Below are 423 nucleotides of genomic sequence, written 5' to 3'. Positions count from 1 at the left end.
CTATCGGACGGAGGACATGGCGCGCGGCGATGTGCTGTTCGCGGCCACCGGTGTCACCGACGGCAACATGCTGGCTGGCGTCAAGTTCGGCCACAATTACATCACCACCCACACGATCGTGCTGCGCTCGTCGTCGCGGACGGTGCGCGAGATCAAGGCCCGCCATCAGGGTCTGGATAAGTTCTGACGCTCGCTTGCGAAGCCACCTTGCAATTGCTAGCCATTCGGGCGCATCCGATGCTGGCTGCAAGGATTTGACGATGAAACCGTTCGACTGGCATGCGGATCCGATTTCGCGTGCCACCGCCATCACAAAGTCCTATCGCAACACCCAGAATGTGCGTCGCTTTCTCATCCGGGAATGCGGCGATGCATTCAGGTTCGACCGGCCTTTCATGGCTTGGCTCAAGGACGGTGTGGAAA

2 protein-coding genes are annotated in these 423 nt (G+C 59.6%); both read left to right on the top strand.

What is annotated here, in order from left to right; translation table 11 throughout:
* Window positions 1-187: fructose-bisphosphatase class II (locus EN750_RS38830; RefSeq protein WP_127399534.1), on the top strand; the 187-nt coding region annotated here is incomplete at its 5' end.
* A gap of 73 nt (window positions 188-260) precedes the next feature.
* Window positions 261-423, top strand: a 163-nt coding sequence (locus tag EN750_RS41390; protein WP_127399533.1) for a DUF6434 domain-containing protein, incomplete at its 3' end; no start/stop codon positions are given.

Source organism: Mesorhizobium sp. M7A.F.Ca.ET.027.03.2.1 (assembly GCF_003999175.1).
GTDB lineage: Bacteria > Pseudomonadota > Alphaproteobacteria > Rhizobiales > Rhizobiaceae > Mesorhizobium.
Note: the sequence above shows the minus strand (reverse complement) of the source record. Positions and strands in the feature narration are given on the sequence as shown.